Consider the following 16,223-nt stretch of genomic DNA (forward strand, 5'->3'; position numbering starts at 1 on the left):
CATTATGCTAATCCCCAACCTTTTAAATACATGAATAACTATAGCAAATTTTTATTTTAATTACAAAATCTATTTATAAAAATTGCAAAATTAAAACAGTACACAAAACTTAATTAGTCATGTGCACTGTTTTATTGTGATTTTTAATTCAAAAATCAAATTTATTTAAAGTAACCTGCAATAGATTTCACTTCTAAAAATTCATCAATACCGTAGTCGCCCCATTCACGACCTAATCCAGACTGCTTATAACCACCAAATGGTAAGTCTGGTTTTCTACCTGCTTCATTGATTTCTACAGTACCCGCTTCAATAGAACGTGCTACTTTACGCAATGTTTCTTTATCATTACCAATGACATAACCTGCTAAACCATATTTAGTATCATTAGCAATTTCAATTGCTTCATCTAAATCATTATATGTGATAACTGACATTACTGGCCCGAAAATTTCTTCTTGTGCAATCGTCATATGATTATCGACATTAATAAAAATTGTCGGACGTGCAAAGTATCCTTTTTCAAGTCCTTCTGGTTTACCAGGACCACCATAAAATAATTCAGCACCTTCTTCAATACCTTTATTAATATAATTTTGCACTTGATCAAATTGCTTTTTACTAATAATAGGACCAACTTGCGTTCCTTCTTCTCTTGGATTACCAACACGTACTTGACTAAACTGTGCTTTTAACTCAGATAAAAATGCATCTTTAATTCGATTTGGAACTAACACACGCGTACCAGCAGTACAAACTTGTCCAGTATTGTTAACTACTTTTCCTGTTGTCGCTTTAGCAGCTTCTTTAATATCTACATCTTCTAAAACAATATATGGTGACTTGCCACCAAGTTCAAGCGATACTTTTTTAAAGTCAGTAGCTGCCTTTTCCATAATTTTAGATCCAGTTGGACCAGAACCAGTAAATGACATCATACGAACTTTAGGGTGTTCAGATAATGGATTACCTACGCCAGCACCATCACCATTTACAAGGTTAAATACGCCTTTAGGAACACCAACTTTATCAAATATTTCTGCTAAAATAACTGCTGCAAATGGTGTTTCTTCAGAAGGTTTAAGTACCACTGGACTACCCGCTGCAAATGCCGCTGCTAACTTTAATGACGTTTGATTCGTCGGGAAATTCCATGGTGTAATTAAACCTGATACACCAATACCTTCTTTAACAACTAAATCATCTCCACGACGTTCTTCAAATTCAAAAGTATTTAGAGCGTCTCTTGCTGCAACGAAATGATTTAACCCCATTTGATAATGTACACGCTCAGATAATGATAGTGGTGCACCTAGTTCATCTGTAATTGCTTGTACTATATCATCTTTTCTATTTTCATATTCTTTTACAATTTTATCTAGAAGTTCTTGTCTTTCTTTTACAGGCATATGACGGAATTCTAAATAAACACTGTCAGCCACCTCAACCGCTTTATCAACATCTTCTTTATTCCCTTTTGCAACTTTGCCAATTACTTCTTCAGTTGCTGGATTTATAACTTCTATCGTTTCATTACTATTACTTTCAACCCATTCGCCATTAATATATTGCTTTGTATAGTCTCTCATTATTCTTTCACTCCTCAAGAATGATTTATATGTTATTTATCCGTAATGTACACGATATAAACATTACATTTCATAATGATACGCTTCCCTTTTAATTCTTCAAAATAAAATGACTTAGATTTTTAAATCAGATAAACTTCTTTTGAAAATAAAAAACTATTCTCCAATCATCGTATTTAAAACGATAACTAGAAAATAGTTTAGTAAGAAAAATTATATTTATAAATTGCTATCTTATTTAGCAGTACGTTGATCTGTTAATTCTACATATGTTTGCGCCCATGCTTCAATTGGATGCAAGGCATCTGCTAACGCTTGACCTTTTTCAGTTAAAACATAAATAATTTGTACTGGACTCGTAGAAATGATTTGTTTTTCTACTAGCTCCCACTGTGCAAGCTCTGATAATTTGAGACTTAATGCACGTGGCGTTATAGTTTTCAAATCTCTTTTCATATCGGAAAAGTGTGCTGAACAGTCATTACATCTTGAGAGATAATTAATGATTAATCCATTCCAACTTCTACCAAGTATTTTAAAAGTTTCTTCGAGATACGGACATATTTCCATCATCTTCACCTCTCATCAAAAAATTAGAATGTAAATTAACACCCTTCTTTAACTCAGTATAATTATTATATCACAAAACAACAATAATCTATACAGTTTCTGTCCAAATGTCTGCGCCTAAAGCTTTTAGATGTTCTACAATATCCGTATAACCTCTATAAATATGTTTTACATTGTAAATTGTTGTAACTCCGTCTGCAATTAAACCAGCAATAATTAAACATGCGCCAGCTCTTAAGTCACTCGCATAAACTTCAGCACCATGTAAAGTTGAAGGTTTGATAGTCGCTGTACCTTCATCAACTTCAATATTAGCTCCCATACGTTTTAATTCTTCTACATGTTTAAATCGTTCTGGATAGATTGTATCCGTTACAAATGACGGACCATTAGCCATAAATAGTAATGGTGTAATCGGTTGTTGTAAATCTGTCGCAAATCCCGGATAAACTAAAGTCTTAATATCAACAAATTGATATGGTGCATTATTATTAATACGAAGTCTTTCATCTTGTACGTCTACATTGACACCTAATTCACTAAACTTAGCAGTTAATGTTTCAACATGTTTCGGTACAATATTATTTAAAATTATATTCTCACCGCATGCCGCAGCAATACACATATATGTACCCGCTTCGATTCGATCAGGTATTACTTGATACTCAGACCCATGTAATTTCTCAACGCCAGTTATCTTAATCGTTGATGTACCTGCACCTTTAATATTGGCTCCCATACTTGTTAAGAAATTAGCAACATCGACAACTTCTGGCTCTTTTGCAGCATTTTCAATTACGGTTTGTCCAGTTGCATAGACTGCTGCTAACATGATATTGATTGTTGCCCCTACACTCACCATATCTAAAAAGATGTGTGCACCTTTCAATTCCTTAGCTTCAATTTTCATAGATGTTGCGCTTGATTCGTCAATTTCAGCTCCCAAAGCTTTAAATCCTTTAATATGTTGATCGATTGGACGTGGCCCAAGTGGACACCCTCCAGGCAAACCAATTACACATTTTTTAAAGCGCCCTAACATAGCACCCATCATATAATATGAAGCACGTAATGATTCAACTTTATTATTAGGTAGCACAGCATTTTTTATTTCAGTTGTATCTACTTGTAACTCAGTACCATCTAATGTAGCTTTAATATTTAAATCTTCTAATAAACTTACTAACGTTTTAACATCAGAGATTTGTGGTAATCCTTCTAGTTTCACATGTCCTTGAGCTAATAATGTTGCAGGAATGATAGCTACAGCACTGTTTTTCGCACCACTGATATTAACTTCCCCATTCAGCGTGCGTCCACCTCTTATTTTTATTACCTCTTGAGCCATATCATTTATCTCCTTTGTTCATTACTTTTTAAAATTTTGCATTATTAGCATTATAAATTAATTTTACTTTATTTGTAAAATAGTTTATTTTAACCATTAAATTTGTCTCTCTTTGTTTTCCATTGATTAATAACTAATAATTTACCTTTACTAATATATGATGTTCGTACCCGCTTGACCATGGTCTAAAGTCTGATTATTTGGTTGAATATTGACATTATTATGACAATCCATTCAATTTTAATTTTGCAACTAACCTACACACTACTTTTTCAACGAATGTATAATTTTCTTTTTAATTATAGCACAAATCATTTTTGTCATACCCTACTCTTTTTGTAAAATCGTTTCAAAGTAAAAAAGACTTCTTTATGACTTTCATAGCATAAAAAAGAAGCAAACAATAATCTGTCTGCTTCTTTTTAAATTAATATCCCTACGTTATTAATAAATTAAAACCTAAATATTAATTATTTAGCACGGTTAGAAGTACCGAACTCTTTAATTTTACCTTTAACTGTTTCTTTGATAGCTTCACGAGCTGGTCCTAAGTATTTACGAGGATCGTAAACTTCTTTGTCGTTATTTAAAACGTCACGAACTGCTTTAGCTGAAGCGATTTGGTTTTCAGTATTTACGTTAATTTTAGCTGTACCAAATGGAATTGCTTTTTGAATATCTTTTGTTGGGATGCCAGTACCACCATGTAATACCAATGGTAAACCAGTTGATAAACCAATTTCTTCCATTTCTTTGAATCCTAATTTAGGTTCACCTTTGTATGGTCCATGTACAGAACCAAGTGCTGGTGCTAATGCATCGATACCAGTTTTTTCAACTAGTTCTTGACATTCTTTAGGGTCAGCATAAATGATGCCATCTGCAACAACATCGTCTTCTTGTCCGCCTACAGTACCTAATTCAGCTTCTACAGAAACACCTTTTTCGTGCGCGTATTCAACAACTTTTTTAGTAGTTGCTACGTTTTCTTCAAATGGGCTATGTGAAGCATCGATCATTACTGATGTGAAACCAGCATCGATAGCTTCTTTACATTTTTCAAAGCTTGAACCGTGGTCTAAATGAATAGCTACAGGAATAGTGATGTTTAAGTCATGCATTAAACCTTCAACCATTTTAACAATTGTGTAGAAACCGCTCATATAACGAGCAGCACCTTCAGAAACACCTAAAATTACAGGTGCATTTTCTTCTTGTGAAGCTTCTAAAATTGCTTGAGTAAATTCTAGGTTATTAATATTGTATTGACCTACCGCATAACCATTTTCTTTTGCATCAATTAACATTTCTTTCATTGAAACTAAAGGCATGAAAGTTCCTCCTTGAGTGCTTGTGCACATATTTTTCAAAGTAATTATATCAAAAAAATAGCGCCAATGCATTGAAATACTGCATATTAAATGTGTATTTTTTGAAAAATGCGATAGTTATAATAAATGCAAACGTATACATTATTATGCAATTTAAGTCATTGCATAATATGTGCCCATTAATTACAATATTTTATAAGTAGATTGGAGGATAAAGATGTCAAAAATCTTAAACACACAATTAATAGGAATATTTAATAGATTAGAAAAACAATCGTTAGAAATTCAAATGGCAGCACAATGCTTAGTACAAGCGATTGGCGGTGAAGGTTATGTCTATGTAAAAGGGTATGATGACTTACAATTTTTCGAAAATTTTGTTCTACATAGTGATGAACGATTAAAGTCAAGCCGTAAACTTGAGTCTCTTAATGACTTCAATGAAATTGATTCAACAGACCGTGTATTTTTATTTGCACCATTTTATACGGAACAAGTTGCAAATGATATTCAAAAACTTATCGATTTAGATATTGATATTGTCTTAATTAGCAACAAACCTAAAACAGATGACTTTCCTGACTATCTCGTTCATTTTATTGATTTATCTACACCAAGACCAATTGTCTACACTGAAGATTACGATAAAATTGTACAGCCACATGCAATGGCATTTAATTACGTATATTATGATATTTATACTCAAATGATTGAAATGACGAGAGATTTAGATTTATAAATACTCACCCTTTATAACTCCTTTTCATAATATGTACTATTTATATTTGTCATTTATCATGTTAAAGAATTGTTCAATATTAAAAATTAAAGCCGTTACCTTCACAAGTTATAATGTGGAAGTAACGGCTCTTTATATCGCAATTTTATGTGTTTACTTATGTTTACGATTATTTTTATTTATTTTGTTGGTATTTTAATGAAGCTTCAATAAACGATTTAAAAATTGGATGTGGACGATTTGGTCTAGATAAGAACTCTGGATGGAACTGACAAGCAATAAAGAAATCATTTGTCGGAATTTCTACCATTTCTACTAAACGTCCATCTGGACTTGTACCAGAAATAACCATACCGTTCGCTTCTAATTGCTCTCTATAGTCATTATTGAATTCATAACGGTGACGATGTCTTTCTTCAATTTCAGCTTTACCGTAAATTGATTGTGCTAAAGTATCATCTTTAATTGCACATGGATATAAACCTAAACGCAATGTTCCGCCTAAATCTTCAATATCTTTTTGTTCAGGCAATAGGTCAATAATTGGATATGGCGTTGCTGGATCTAACTCTGCAGAATGTGCACCTTCAAGACCTAATACATTTCTTGAGAATTCAACAGTTGCAAGTTGCATACCTAAACAAATACCAAAGAATGGTACGTTATTTTCTCTAGCATACTTGATTGCACTGATTTTCCCTTCGCTTGCACGGAAACCAAAACCACCAGGTACTAAAATACCATCAACATCCGCAAGGTAATCGGCTGCATTTTCATCTGTTACTTCACTTGAATCAATCCATCTAATGTCAATATCTTTGGCAAAAGGATATCCAGCATGTTTCAATGATTCAACAACTGATAAATATGCATCTTGTAAGCTAACATATTTACCTACTAAACCAATAGTAATTTTACCATCTAAATTGTTAACGATATCTAATAATTGTTTCCACTCATCAAGTTGAGTTTCATATTTTGCATTTAACTGTAATCGTTTAATAACGATATCATCCATGTTTTGTTGGCTTAATTGTAATGGAATTTCATATAATGAATCTGCATCACGACATTCAATAACACTTTCTTTATTGATATCACAGAATAATGCAATTTTATCTTTTAAATCTTGTGTCATTTCATATTCAGTTCTTACTACGATTAAATCTGGTTGAATACCTAAACCTCTTAATTCTTTAACACTATGCTGAGTAGGCTTTGTTTTCATTTCACCAGCCGCTTTAATATATGGCAATAATGTACAATGTACATACATTACATTTTCTCTACCTAAATCACTACGAATTTGACGAATTGCTTCGATAAACGGAAGTGATTCGATATCACCTGTTGTACCACCAATTTCTGTAATAACAACATCCGCATTTGTACTTTCACCTGCAAGTAATAAACGTTCTTTAATTTCATTTGTAATGTGTGGAATAACTTGCACAGTTCCACCTAAGTAATCACCACGACGCTCTTTTTTCAATACGTGCGAATATACTTTACCTGCTGTTACATTTGAAAATTTATTTAAGTTAATATCAATAAATCTTTCATAATGACCTAAATCTAAATCTGTTTCTGCACCATCATCTGTTACAAATACTTCACCATGTTGATAAGGACTCATTGTACCTGGGTCAACATTTAAGTATGGATCGAATTTTTGAATTGTTACATTTAGACCTCTATCTTTTAATAATCTACCTAGAGAAGATGCTGTAATACCCTTCCCTAATGATGAAACTACGCCACCTGTTACAAAAATAAATTTTGTCATGTCCTGACCTCCTAATTATTAAAGGGAATGCTTCCTCATCAATTGTAAAAATTACGCAAACATAACTTTGCCGTTAGCAATATGACGATGAATGTCTACCGTTTTTATTAATAACCATAGTTACTCGCTAACTAACTTTTCATGTTATGTCGCTATGTATATCATTTACAACTTTGATTTTTGCGTTATCATTTCTTGATTTACTCAATTAAATAAAAAAACGCTCCCTCTCACAAATTCTGTAAGGGGAGCGTATAAATTTTATACACGTGTCCTATTTAAAGGAGCCCGAATAAAATTTTATCATCTTTCAACTAAAAGTCAAACAAAAAATTAATCGTTGAAGTCTTCTTCGTCTTCGAACACTTCTTCGTCTTCGTCTAGTTCATCTTCATCTTCTTCAATGACTATATCCGAATGATTGATTTCTTCTTCAACCTGTTCATCTTCAGGATCATTTAGTTCTTCTTGATCATCTGTTTGAGCTGGAATATCATCGTCATCATCCATTTCATCTTCGCCCAATAATTTTAAGTTTTGATCTTCTTCATCATCTGCATCCAGAATATCGAATTTTTGAATAGTTGGTGCGATTTTCTCTTCAATATCATCTACTGAATACCAATCACGTAATCCCCATAAATTTTCTCCAACATTTAAAAAACGACCATCTGTGTTTAAATCCGTGTAAAATTGTACAACACGATTTTCAATTTCTTCGTACTCATAATCACCTAACGCTCTGAACTCATCGATGATATCATATAAGTTCATAGTTTCGCCTTTATCATTCAATAATGTATAAGCCATATCGATAAATGATTTTTCATCAACCATTTGTTTAGTATAATCTTGAATTTTCATTGCCCAATACTTCCTTTCGAAGGATATAATCTAAATTTATACGTCTGAATTCATTTATATATAGTAACAAAACTAAATTATAAATGACAATATCATATTTCGCAATCACTGTTAGTAATTTAAATATTTTTCAAAAACCACATAATCTTCAGTTTGTTCTATTTCAACAAAATTACTATTAATACAAAGTGGTTTAAAATCGTTATTTTGTCCAAACAAAATCATCGATATAACATTAAGATTATCATAGTTTTTTCTTAAGTAAGTAGGCAATTGTCTAAGTGCACTGGAACCAATACCATTAAATCGATAAGATTTATCTACTTCAATTGCTGCAATATTCATACGTTGCCCAATTTGTTCTAATGCAATGAAACCAACCTTTTGACCATCAATCATTAAATTGATGATATGCACATTAGTCACTTCAGAACGACTTTCCTCTTCAAGTTTCAAAGAAGAAACGTGCTTCGAATCTAAATCTAAATAGTATAGTCGTTCTTTACCAATAGGCCCTTCTTCTTTAGTCGCTGTGTGCATAAACCCTGCACGTTCATACAAATTCCAAGCGTTATCATTTTCGGCATCTACAACTAAATATAAGTGATTAAAATCAGGAAATACTCCTTGAACGTATTGTGGCAATGACATCATTATCTTGGTACCGTATCCATAGCCCTGATATTTTTCATTTATAGATAACGAACGAATATATACGACATTTTCAGGTGTGTCATAACCTTCATGTTGATAATATCGATGTAATACGAAAAAACCAACGACGTCATTTTGGTCATTGATTGCAACATTAGCAATTCTATCAGTATCCTCGATTGCATCATCAACAACATCTTTAGGTAAAGATGAGTATATTTGTTGTCTTTCATTTAACGCAAATTCATTAATGTCTGTACGATATTGTTCTTCAAATACTTTTAATGTAATACCTTCAAAATAAAGTTCTTTAGTCATATATTTAACCCCTATCTCTTTATATATGAAACGTGAATCCCCATATTATTTTACCGATTATTTCAATTCGATACCATTATTTACCCTACATCTATCATATTAGTAATCTGAGGTCGGGACAAAAGCGTTTAGGATTTGAGCAGAACCGAACGATGAGCGAAATTGTTTTCCAAATTTTGTCGAATCGTGAGAGTTTCTGCCGAAAATCCTGCTTTTGGGACGCCGTTAATCGGTTTCCCAGAGCACAAAATCTTTATGTTTCAGCCTCTAGACATACTTCTTTGATTATCATTTATTTTCAAATACGCTTCTTAAGCTTGTTCATATAAAGAGATACAACTGCCCACTGTATATAACAAATTTTTTCAATTTATTTTCTAACCACAATAAAAACATAAAATTATGACACGTTACATATATCTTTGTCATTTCATTGCTATACGCTTACAACATTTAAATATTAAGGTATCAATTTTGTAAATAATAGCCATTTCCACTTGTTTTTTAGTAATTTTACTATACTATTATTTAAGGATATATATTAATGACGAGGTGGGAATCCTATGAAAGTTGGCATTGATGCTGGCGGTACACTTATAAAAATCGTTCAAGAGCAAGATAACCAACGCATTTATAAAACTGAATTAACTAAAAATATTGATAAAGTTATTGAATGGCTAAATCAACAACAAATTGAAAAGTTAGCTTTAACTGGAGGTAATGCAGGCGTCATTGCTGAAAACATCAATATACCTGCGCAAATATTTGTTGAGTTTGACGCTGCTTCTAAAGGTTTAGGTATTTTGTTAAAAGAGCAAGGTCATGATATCACTGACTATATTTTTGCAAATGTCGGTACTGGTACATCACTACACTACTTCGACGGGCATTCGCAACGTCGAGTTGGTGGTATCGGAACGGGAGGCGGCATGATTCAAGGGCTTGGCTATCTACTAAGTCAAATCACTGACTATAAACAGCTTACTGACTTGGCGCAACATGGTGATCGTAACACCATCGATTTAAAAGTTAGACATATTTATAAAGATACCGAGCCTCCAATTCCAGGTGACTTAACTGCAGCTAATTTCGGGCATGTACTGCACCATTTAGCTGCTGACTTCACAGCAAGTAATAAGTTAGCAGCCGTTATAGGTGTTGTAGGGGAAGTTGTTACAACAATGGCAATCACAGTTGCACGTGAATTTAAGACAGAAAATATTGTTTACATTGGCTCTTCATTTAATAACAATGCATTATTGCGACAAGTTGTTGAAGACTACACTGTTTTACGTGGTTGTAAACCATACTATGTTGAAAACGGCGCATTTTCAGGTGCAATAGGCGCATTAAATTTAGAATAATAATCATAAAAAGATCATTCATATTAGTGTCAGTTTCAAACTACACGATATCAATGATCTTTTATTTATTTGAAATATATAACTAAATACAAAAAGAAGCTAAGCAATATTGAATTACCTAACTTCTATAAATGTAGACAGTATCATTCTAAATGATAAGTTTATTTACAAATTCTATCAAATCAAAAAATCAAATGCGCTTCCTACCATTCTATTAAAACGTTAATTCATTTGATAATTTTTGTGCTGATACAATCGTGCCAACTACACCTGTTTTCAAATCTATAGCGACAGCCTTTTGATCATCTCTAAGTTCATCAAGCCATTCACTAAAGACTGAACCCTCTATTGTAATAAGATCACATTCTTCAAAATCTTCATCTCGTACCTTTAATGCCCTGCTTTTTATACTCCATACCGGCATAATATGAGGTCTTTTTTCGTCATTATCATTTTCACTAATCAGAATGAATTGTTTGCTTCCTTTTTTGGTTAAACCATAGACTTCATCATACTTTGCAACATCTTGCACAAATTCTTTTAACCTGATTTTGTCTAATTCTGTCATAATTTCTTGTGTCACACTTACCACATTTAATAAATGACCCTCTTCTTCAATTGTTTGATTCATAACTATATGATCTTGTTCATCGAATAAATCATCTAATTCATAAGTCGCAAATCTATCAACATCCATTTTAACTACTTTATCGAACGGAATATCTCGACTTGTTAAAAATGATTCGGCCATATTTTCATCTGTCCATACGCCTATGTAGTCTTTACTTTTATAATTAAGACGTACTAATTTTTTATTTTTAGAGGCAAAATAAATATATTCATTTATTAATATATCTCTAAAGAACGAATATGTTTTATAAGACATCCTTGACCCTCACTTTTCAAAATATGTAATACTTAAAATAGTAAATGACTCCAACATGATAGTCAATGTGACAAATGATGAGTTCAATTTAATGTCATGTTTCCCAATTAAGAATGAAGCCTTATAAATTAAAGCATAATCTACAAGACATCTTATATTTATATTAGAGTATACTTACTACATCCACTACCTTTCAATTTTCACTAAAAAGAACAGGCTGGGACATAAATCCCTAAAAAACAGCAGTAAGATAATTTTCAATTAGAAAATATCTTACTGCTGTTCTATATTTATACAATACTTCGTATTGAATGGCTTCGCTTTCCTAGGGTACCGTCTCAGCCTCGGTCTTCGACTGGCACTGCTCCCTCAGGAGTCTCGCCATTAATACTACGTATTAACATGTAATTTTACTTTTAAATACTTTTTAAAAAATAAGACACTTTACCCAACTTGCACATAAATGTATAATTCAATAATTTGAATTTTCTGTGTTGGGTCCCTTCGTATAATTTAAATAAATACCACTAAACTAAATTAACGAGGTGCCACCTTATGTATAAAAGTTATAACATGCCCCAACTTACACTACCAATAGAAACTTCAGTTAGAATTCCTCAAAATGATATTTCGCGATATGTTAATGAAATTGTTGAAACGATACCTGATAGCGATTTAACAACAGAAGAAATTGATTTAGTTGGTAGTCATTTAGATAAAGAAATCGAAGATTTAAATCATTCTATTGAGAACGAATATTGTACTCAAATTAGAAAATAGACCCGTAAAAAAAGAACCGAAATTAAGAAGTTCAAAAAGAAATCTGATGATTATTCTGAGAGAAATCATAAATATGAAGAGCAAAAATCAATTCTTAAGATGCAACTTTTATGAGAATGAAGGAAGATCTTATGAAAAATGGTCAACTTAAGCCAGGATACAATTTACAAATATCGACAAATTCTCAATTTGTTTTATCCTATAACCTATTTCAAAACCCAACAGATACTAGAACTTTAATTCCATTTTTAACAATGATTCAAAATACCTTCGGTTATTTACCAGAGTATATTGTAGCTGATGCAGGTTATGGTAGTGAGCAAAACTATATGGCTATTATAGATGACTTTAATAAAACGCCACTTATAACGTATGGCATGTTTATTAAAGATAAAACTAGAAAGTTTAAAGAGGAAGAAATAGAGCTAGGTTTTGTATTAATGGCACTTAATATAAGGAAAATAGCAGCTCAACGAGCTGTATATTATCAAATACATTTGGAAAAAGCTGATTTCTATCAAATAATCAATAGAAATCAGCTTTTTTACATTGCCTAAGAACTTAATGTCTTAAGCTCCTATCTCAACATTTATATATACAATAGAACATTTAACATCGTAGACATGAGGGTGAGACATAAAGATTTTGTGCTCTGGGAAACCGATTAACGGCGTCCCAAAAGCAGTATTTTCGGCAGAAACTCTCACGATTCGACAAATTTTGGAAAACAATTTCGCTCATCGTTCTGTTCTGCTCAAATCCTAAACGCTTTTGTCCCGACCTCGTTTTAACAAACACTTAATTGTCTATGTTCACTACAAGAGCTACTATTTATTATCAAGTTCCTCTAAAAATGCACGTTCTTTCTCTAATACTGCTTCTTTAGAATTTCCATGCCAAATACAACCAAACCTTGACTTAACTTTATTTTCACCGTACCAATCTCCATCATAATATGACAGTGGGTATAAACTTCCTTCGTCTACATATTTCAAAATAGTATTGAAGAAATGCGCATTATCCCCTCTTGAATGGTAGCTATAAAATTTTTGATATCCTGGATTTAATTCTTTAGCAAGCAATAACATACTTGTAGACCCATTTTGCCTAAAGTTCAAATCAATCGCATATACATCATCATTTTGATCTACAAGTAAATCAAAGCCAGCCACACCAAAGAATCCTTGGTCTACACCAATTTCCATAATCTGTCTACCAGCTTCAATAACATGTTTCGGCACTTTTGTAGCATTTTCATTTCCATTATAGAAGCCATATCGATCAGTCAATTGTGTAGCTGCACCAATATAATGAATTCCCATCTCTTTTGAATAGGTAAACTGAACACAATAATTCGCTTTTTCTTCAATTTTTTGTTCGATTATAAGAGACTTCGTTTCAGCAGTCGCATCTTTAATACGCGCTGTTGCTTTTTGTAAATCTGCTTCATGATAACATATCATCACACCATAACCACCTGCTGTCGGAAGATCATCTCCAGGCTTGATGACAAATGGAAAATCCCATTTTTTTATTACTTCTTCAAAATCTTCAACACTTACAATTTCTCTTTTAGGTAAAAATTTGCTACCTGTCCATTCAGGTATTCGCGCCTTATTATTTAAAGCAACAAATAACATTTTGTCCATTGCATAATATTGCTGACTTAAAATCGATTCATCATGAATATATTGAAAATAAATTTTTTTATTCGCTTCATGCGCCAATTGTCCAATTAAATCTTCATATGTTTGCTGATTATTAAACGTATAAATCGTACTTGGCACTTCTTTTCCAATCATTTTAAATAACTGATGTAACTTATTTGTTACGCTTGCTTCATGAACAATGACTGGCAATTCATTTGCAATTAATAACTCCCTACCTGTTAAAAAATTAGACTGATGTTCGTCTGGTTTTAACCACGGATTTGAGATATATGAAGGTCTTGATGTATATACGATATCACTTTCATATAAATCACTTAACGTTAAATTTACGTTATTATCGCGTTCTGTCATTACTTCCCATTCCCTTTCAAATGCGCATGTTCTTCAACTATGTCTTGATATAATTCTCGATTTGTTATTAACTCTAATCCCATCAATGCCATAATTTTTGCGCCCTTAATTAATGCTTCATCCCCATGAACACTTGCCGCAGCTTCTCTAAATCTGTGTGTATGTCCTACTAAATTACGCGAACCAATTTTAATGTGTGGATGTATTGTTGGTACGACATGACTTACATTACCAGTATCTGTTGAGCCATAACCAAAATCATCATCAATAACCGCTTCGCCAACCTCCTCGGCATATTTGGCAAATAAATCATCTAGCTTTGGTGCCTTAACAAATTCATTTACACCATTTTGAATTGGACCAAATTCATAATCACATCCCGTTTGAATTGCCGCCCCACGCGCAATTTGATTTACTTTTTCAGTCAACACGTCCAATTCCTTTCGTGTCATCGCTCGAGTGTAAAAACGTGCATGTGTATAATCTGGAATAATATTTGCTGCTTTCCCTCCATCTAAAATAACACCATGTACTCGTTGCCCTTTTTTAATATGTTGTCGGAGTTGTGCTACACCGTTAAAATAGCTAATCATTGCATCTAATGCGTTTAATGCTTCATCTGCATTTTCAGATGCATGTGCACTTTTCCCATAAAACTTAACATCCAAAACATCAACTGCTAAAGTATCGATTGTTTTATACGTTTCATTCCCAGGATGAATCATCAAAGCAATGTCTATCTGATCAATCACTCCTGCTTTAACATAAGAAGCTTTGGCACTTCCATTTTCGCCACCTTCTTCAGCTGGGCACCCAAGCACAACAACTTTACCTCCTATCTGATTTATCACTTGCTTTAGACCTATGGCACTAAGTATACTCGCTGTTCCAATAATGTTATGTCCACAAGCATGCCCTAATCCTGGTAAAGCATCATATTCTGCTAAAAATCCAATGGCTGGACCATCAACACCTGAATCATATGTAGCAATAAATCCTGTCGCATGACCTGCAATTTCAGTCTCTATACTAAAGTCATTTTCTTTCAATTTATCTATTAACGTTCGAGATGCAAATATTTCCTCATTTCCAAGTTCAGGACGCTCATGAATTCTATGACTTATTTCGATATAGCTATATTTATTTGTTTCAATATAATCAAGAATTTGTTGTTTTTCACTCATTTTTATTATCTCCCTTTTACCCTACAACCATTTTAATCATCCACAATATTTTGTTCTTTCAAAATGAATTATTACTTATTCTATCGGTTTTATCTCATGATGTCATCTAATTTTTCTTTATTTACTAAATTTTCTAATAACTAAAATGATAGCTTACATCTTACTGAAAGTTTCAAATTGTAAAAGATTAGCGCTATTGTTACAATCAAAGTATTGTTAGATAACAAAACTTATAACAAGTTTATGTTTTATAATGTAACAAATCACAAGCGATTTATAGCGTTGAGATGTTAATAGGAGGATATAAGATGACAAAAATGAATGTAGAAAGTTTCAATTTAGATCATACTAAAGTGGTTGCACCTTTTATTAGATTAGCAGGAACAATGGAAGGCTTGAACGGAGATGTGATTCATAAATATGATATTCGCTTCAAACAACCTAATAAAGAACATATGGACATGCCTAGGTTACATTCATTAGAACATTTAATGGCAGAGAACATTAGAAACCATAGTGATAAAGTTGTAGATTTAAGTCCTATGGGTTGTCAAACTGGTTTCTATGTATCGTTTATCAACCATGACAATTACGATGATGTTTTAAATATTGTTGAAGCAACGTTAAATGATGTGTTAAATGCAACAGAAGTACCTGCATGCAACGAAGTACAATGTGGTTGGGCTGCAAGTCATTCATTAGAAGGTGCAAAAACGATTGCCCAAGCATTTTTAGATAAACGTGATGAATGGCATGATGTATTCGGTACTGGAAAGTAAATAACATTTT

The 16,223-nt window shown here is 32.6% G+C and carries 13 protein-coding genes and 1 pseudogene; 4 read left to right on the forward strand and 10 right to left on the reverse strand.

Translation table 11 applies throughout. The annotated features are described in order from the left end of the window. Positions 1-161 precede the first annotated feature (161 nt). From ML436_10745 to ML436_10760, 4 genes are all read right to left on the reverse strand, one after another. A complete protein-coding gene (locus tag ML436_10745; protein UMT77611.1) occupies positions 162-1,589 on the reverse strand; it encodes an aldehyde dehydrogenase family protein in 1,428 nt (475 codons plus the stop codon). A 234-nt stretch (positions 1,590-1,823) separates the two neighbouring features. Continuing rightward, positions 1,824-2,159 carry a helix-turn-helix transcriptional regulator gene (locus ML436_10750; protein UMT77612.1) on the reverse strand — a complete coding sequence of 112 codons (336 nt, stop codon included), beginning with the start codon at positions 2,157-2,159 and terminating at the stop codon, positions 1,824-1,826. Positions 2,160-2,247: 88 nt separating this feature from the next. Continuing rightward, positions 2,248-3,507: a UDP-N-acetylglucosamine 1-carboxyvinyltransferase gene (locus tag ML436_10755; protein UMT77613.1), complete on the reverse strand. Its 1,260-nt coding sequence runs from the start codon at positions 3,505-3,507 to the stop codon at positions 2,248-2,250. A 470-nt stretch (positions 3,508-3,977) separates the two neighbouring features. Further along, positions 3,978-4,838 (reverse strand): fructose-bisphosphate aldolase, encoded by an 861-nt coding sequence (locus ML436_10760; protein ID UMT77614.1) that lies wholly within the window; start codon positions 4,836-4,838, stop codon positions 3,978-3,980. Between the two features lie 217 nt (positions 4,839-5,055). Here ML436_10760 and ML436_10765 point away from each other — a divergent pair, with 217 nt between their 5' ends. Next, positions 5,056-5,577: a DUF2529 domain-containing protein gene (locus ML436_10765; GenBank protein UMT77615.1), complete on the forward strand. Its 522-nt coding sequence runs from the start codon at positions 5,056-5,058 to the stop codon at positions 5,575-5,577. Between the two features lie 175 nt (positions 5,578-5,752). On the opposite strand, the gene ML436_10770 is transcribed toward ML436_10765, so the two are convergent. The 3 genes from ML436_10770 to ML436_10780 form a co-directional block, all read right to left on the reverse strand. After that, complete coding sequence (locus ML436_10770) at positions 5,753-7,363, reverse strand: CTP synthase (GenBank protein UMT77616.1); 1,611 nt, start codon at positions 7,361-7,363, stop codon at positions 5,753-5,755. A gap of 333 nt (positions 7,364-7,696) precedes the next feature. Then, positions 7,697-8,227 (reverse strand): DNA-directed RNA polymerase subunit delta, encoded by a 531-nt coding sequence (gene rpoE, locus ML436_10775; GenBank protein ID UMT77617.1) that lies wholly within the window; start codon positions 8,225-8,227, stop codon positions 7,697-7,699. A 111-nt stretch (positions 8,228-8,338) separates the two neighbouring features. After that, positions 8,339-9,199, reverse strand: coding sequence for a GNAT family N-acetyltransferase (locus tag ML436_10780; protein ID UMT77618.1), 861 nt, complete (start codon positions 9,197-9,199; stop codon positions 8,339-8,341). Positions 9,200-9,762: 563 nt separating this feature from the next. Here ML436_10780 and coaW point away from each other — a divergent pair. Beyond that, positions 9,763-10,563 carry a type II pantothenate kinase gene (gene coaW / locus ML436_10785; GenBank protein ID UMT77619.1) on the forward strand — a complete coding sequence of 267 codons (801 nt, stop codon included), beginning with the start codon at positions 9,763-9,765 and terminating at the stop codon, positions 10,561-10,563. A 214-nt stretch (positions 10,564-10,777) separates the two neighbouring features. Here the strand turns inward: coaW and ML436_10790 are convergent, their stop codons facing one another. Then, positions 10,778-11,449: a DUF2750 domain-containing protein gene (locus ML436_10790; protein UMT77620.1), complete on the reverse strand. Its 672-nt coding sequence runs from the start codon at positions 11,447-11,449 to the stop codon at positions 10,778-10,780. Between the two features lie 555 nt (positions 11,450-12,004). Here ML436_10790 and ML436_10795 point away from each other — a divergent pair. After that, positions 12,005-12,639: pseudogene (locus ML436_10795) on the forward strand (transposase). A 417-nt stretch (positions 12,640-13,056) separates the two neighbouring features. On the opposite strand, the gene ML436_10800 reads toward ML436_10795, so the two are convergent. Continuing rightward, the gene (locus ML436_10800; protein ID UMT77621.1) at positions 13,057-14,250 is read right to left on the reverse strand and encodes an ATP-grasp domain-containing protein; all 1,194 of its coding nucleotides are present in this window, start codon (positions 14,248-14,250) and stop codon (positions 13,057-13,059) included. Next, entirely contained in the window at positions 14,250-15,434 is a 1,185-nt protein-coding gene (locus tag ML436_10805; protein ID UMT77622.1) for a M20 family metallopeptidase, read from the reverse strand. Before ML436_10805 ends, ML436_10800 begins: the two co-directional genes overlap by 1 nt. Positions 15,435-15,742: 308 nt before the next feature. Here ML436_10805 and ML436_10810 point away from each other — a divergent pair, with 308 nt between their 5' ends. After that, positions 15,743-16,213 (forward strand): S-ribosylhomocysteine lyase, encoded by a 471-nt coding sequence (locus ML436_10810; protein ID UMT77623.1) that lies wholly within the window; start codon positions 15,743-15,745, stop codon positions 16,211-16,213. Positions 16,214-16,223 lie beyond the last annotated feature (10 nt).

Source organism: Staphylococcus roterodami, assembly GCA_022493055.1.
GTDB lineage: Bacteria > Bacillota > Bacilli > Staphylococcales > Staphylococcaceae > Staphylococcus > Staphylococcus singaporensis.

What these genes read in the sequence shown, in the direction of transcription:
- ML436_10745 (UMT77611.1), bottom strand. Translation starts at nt 1,589, where the DNA reads ATGAGAGACTATACAAAGCAATATATTAATGGCGAATGGGTTGAAAGT.
- ML436_10750 (UMT77612.1), bottom strand. Translation starts at nt 2,159, where the DNA reads ATGGAAATATGTCCGTATCTCGAAGAAACTTTTAAAATACTTGGTAGA.
- ML436_10755 (UMT77613.1), bottom strand. Translation starts at nt 3,507, where the DNA reads ATGGCTCAAGAGGTAATAAAAATAAGAGGTGGACGCACGCTGAATGGG.
- ML436_10760 (UMT77614.1), bottom strand. Translation starts at nt 4,838, where the DNA reads ATGCCTTTAGTTTCAATGAAAGAAATGTTAATTGATGCAAAAGAAAAT.
- ML436_10765 (UMT77615.1), top strand. Translation starts at nt 5,056, where the DNA reads ATGTCAAAAATCTTAAACACACAATTAATAGGAATATTTAATAGATTA.
- ML436_10770 (UMT77616.1), bottom strand. Translation starts at nt 7,363, where the DNA reads ATGACAAAATTTATTTTTGTAACAGGTGGCGTAGTTTCATCATTAGGG.
- rpoE (UMT77617.1), bottom strand. Translation starts at nt 8,227, where the DNA reads ATGAAAATTCAAGATTATACTAAACAAATGGTTGATGAAAAATCATTT.
- ML436_10780 (UMT77618.1), bottom strand. Translation starts at nt 9,199, where the DNA reads ATGACTAAAGAACTTTATTTTGAAGGTATTACATTAAAAGTATTTGAA.
- coaW (UMT77619.1), top strand. Translation starts at nt 9,763, where the DNA reads ATGAAAGTTGGCATTGATGCTGGCGGTACACTTATAAAAATCGTTCAA.
- ML436_10790 (UMT77620.1), bottom strand. Translation starts at nt 11,449, where the DNA reads ATGTCTTATAAAACATATTCGTTCTTTAGAGATATATTAATAAATGAA.
- ML436_10800 (UMT77621.1), bottom strand. Translation starts at nt 14,250, where the DNA reads ATGACAGAACGCGATAATAACGTAAATTTAACGTTAAGTGATTTATAT.
- ML436_10805 (UMT77622.1), bottom strand. Translation starts at nt 15,434, where the DNA reads ATGAGTGAAAAACAACAAATTCTTGATTATATTGAAACAAATAAATAT.
- ML436_10810 (UMT77623.1), top strand. Translation starts at nt 15,743, where the DNA reads ATGACAAAAATGAATGTAGAAAGTTTCAATTTAGATCATACTAAAGTG.